The following is a 2,609-nucleotide window of genomic DNA, read 5'->3' as shown; positions in this document are numbered from 1 at the left end:
TGATAATAGGTTTGTAGATCGTCTGGGTTTTGTTGAATTTTCTGTTTGTAATAGTTAAGCAGATTAGTTTTTTCTGCTTTTGCTTGTTGTTGTAGAGCATCCCCGATTTTTTGATGTATTCCTGGGAGGTTGGGGTTGAGTTTGAGGGCGTTTTGGTAAGCAGTTACACATTCTGGCCACTGTTCCAATTTTAATAGTGCTTGTCCCAAATAATGGTATGCTTCCCAGTTATCTTTTTCAACTTCGGTAATTTTGCGATAATACTCAACCTCTTTTTTCCACTGAAATTGCTGAGAATAGGTTTTTGTTTTGTACATAGACAACTTGAAATGTTAAACCAGGAAATAGAGCTTAATAATCAATAGACATCTCCAGAAAAGAGGGATTAGGGAGCAGGGGAAAATAATTGATGATTTCTGTATGATAATTGATTTCCTGTTTTTATTATTGGAGATGTCTAATAGACTACCTATATTCAGGATTACTTCATTTGGTAAAATTATCTCGCTCGACTAATTAATGTCAATTTTATAGTAGTTAGCAATCAATCAATAATAATAACAAAAGGAACTAAAAAGTTGAAATTTCTTCAGGTTTTAATATTACTTGAGCAATGCGGTGTGCTTCTATGGGGTCGTTGGCAAATTTTTTTATTGGTAATAAATAACCAAAACGCACATACTCCCAATAAATATTTAAGATATGTTTAGCACCCGTGTCATCAAGAATTAAAATACTATTATTAGCAGCCAAACGTATACTGTTACTGATATCTGTTCTACAAATATTTCCACCATGACCACCATCTACATGAAGAACATCAAATTTAATATATCTATTCTTGACGGCGATCATCGGCAAAACATCTCGTGAGTCTCCTTTATAAAAATAGAAGCGGTTAGGATACTTCTTTTGTAAAAATTTTGCTGCTAACTCCGTGTAACTATGACGACAAATATCAACACAATGCAGCTCAATAAATGGATTGTGATATAGGGTAATTAATGCGCTATGACCTCCGTTAAAACCTATTTCAAGCATTCTTCTCCTGTTTGCTGTAGCTGCAACTAAGTTTTTTCTCTTCAGCACTAAATGAGGTGCATTACATGGAGGAGTATTTTGAAACATATCACTCGTCCAGCCATTCAAATAACAAATATTACCTTCAAGAGGAGTATTTGTTTCTGCAATTACAGAGTTTAACTCAAACAAAGATTTTAAAAAATCTGGATTTTGTGTGGGATCTGAAGAGGTTTCAAGTTTCTGTTCAATTTCTTGCATCTTACTATGTTTATGCTTATTATTTAGCTTTGTGTCCTGTTCATGATTTGAGTTTTGATCAGAAAAATTTAAGCTCTCAGGTTCTTCTCTCTGCTCGTATTTGTTTTCCCAAACTTTCGTATTTTGCCAAAAAAACTGATTAGCTAGCGGAAGTTGATGCTCTGGAATAGTTTTTTCTTTAATTGCTTGAACTTGAGTGGGTTTAGGACCATGAAAGTGTATAATTTTAGCATTAGTATTTAGCTTCCAATAAGAACGCCAATTCATCATACTATCTAATCTCTCCCATTTTTTAGAGAAAAACTGATTGTATGCTCCTTGATCGAAAGAAGAAAAAATACCATTATTATCTTTGATAAATTGATTAAAATCTTCGTAAACTTCTTGCTGTTTTTTGACATTCATATAAAGCACTCCCGAATTCAAGAAATCCAATTTAGTAGGATTTTCTAGCGCTGCTGCCAAGTATTCGCACTTTATACTGCTCAAATATTCAACTACATCACCTACAAACATGACATCGCAATCTGTATATAATACATAATCGTCAGCAATACTATTAATCTCCATTATTTTCGGTATTTCTACTCTCAAATAAGCTCCACAAGCCATCTTAAAGCTTCTTTCAGCCATATTCTTTTTAAATACTTCATAATGAGGTGTTCTATGAAAAATTAATTTCACACCATTTTTTTCTAACCATCTTGTTAGTTCGTTGTTTTCTTGACCATCATATATACAAAAAGCTTCCAGTGAAGTGTTCTGTCTAGCAGTCAGAACAGCAACTTTCACCATTTTGCTAATGTCTGCAAATTTAGGACCTGCTTCATTCAGTGCAAAAAACCACTTCATAGTTAAAAATCTTCCTTAATTTATGTTAAAAAACCAATCTTGAAACTCTGCTGTTTTGTCAAGTATTTGGGTACAGGTTTCTTGGGAAAACTTATCTTTATATTCATTAATATAAGAACTAGAAACAGTGTCATTGTAGACATTATCAAATTTCTTACTTTCTTCTTGAAAATGCAAATAAGAGTTGTCAAATTCTAGTCCTATAAATTCAAAAATTTTTCTAGCATTATCTACTGGATTAATACAAAGTGACTCATATTGAATCAGGAGAATTTGGTCACCTAAACCATTTTCCACTGCCTCCTTCCAACCATTTGCATAAGATAAATATCTTTCGCAATGCGAATCAAGATGCTCCTTGACCCACTTTTGTACCCCTAGCCCCGATCTTTTAGCCCAAGACCATAAAACAGCTCTAGGGTCTCGGACAATTACTATACATGGTACGTCTGGAACTTTTGCCAAGACCTGAGATA

Annotated in this window: 3 protein-coding genes; all 3 read right to left on the bottom strand. The window is 33.6% G+C overall.

What is annotated here, in order from left to right:
- Positions 1–317: tetratricopeptide repeat protein (locus F6K13_RS27755; protein ID WP_287289095.1), on the bottom strand; the 317-nt coding region annotated here is incomplete at its 3' end.
- Between the two features lie 253 nt (positions 318–570).
- Complete coding sequence (locus F6K13_RS27750; protein WP_124147197.1) at positions 571–2,133, bottom strand: class I SAM-dependent methyltransferase; 1,563 nt, start codon at positions 2,131–2,133, stop codon at positions 571–573.
- Between the two features lie 15 nt (positions 2,134–2,148).
- The coding region (locus tag F6K13_RS27745) for a sulfotransferase (protein ID WP_287289093.1) at positions 2,149–2,609 on the bottom strand (461 nt) is incomplete at its 5' end.

The sequence above is a fragment of the Okeania sp. SIO2B9 genome (genome assembly GCF_010672505.1).
Taxonomy (GTDB): Bacteria; Cyanobacteriota; Cyanobacteriia; order Cyanobacteriales; family Microcoleaceae; genus Okeania; species Okeania hirsuta.
Note: the sequence above shows the minus strand (reverse complement) of the source record. Positions and strands in the feature narration are given on the sequence as shown.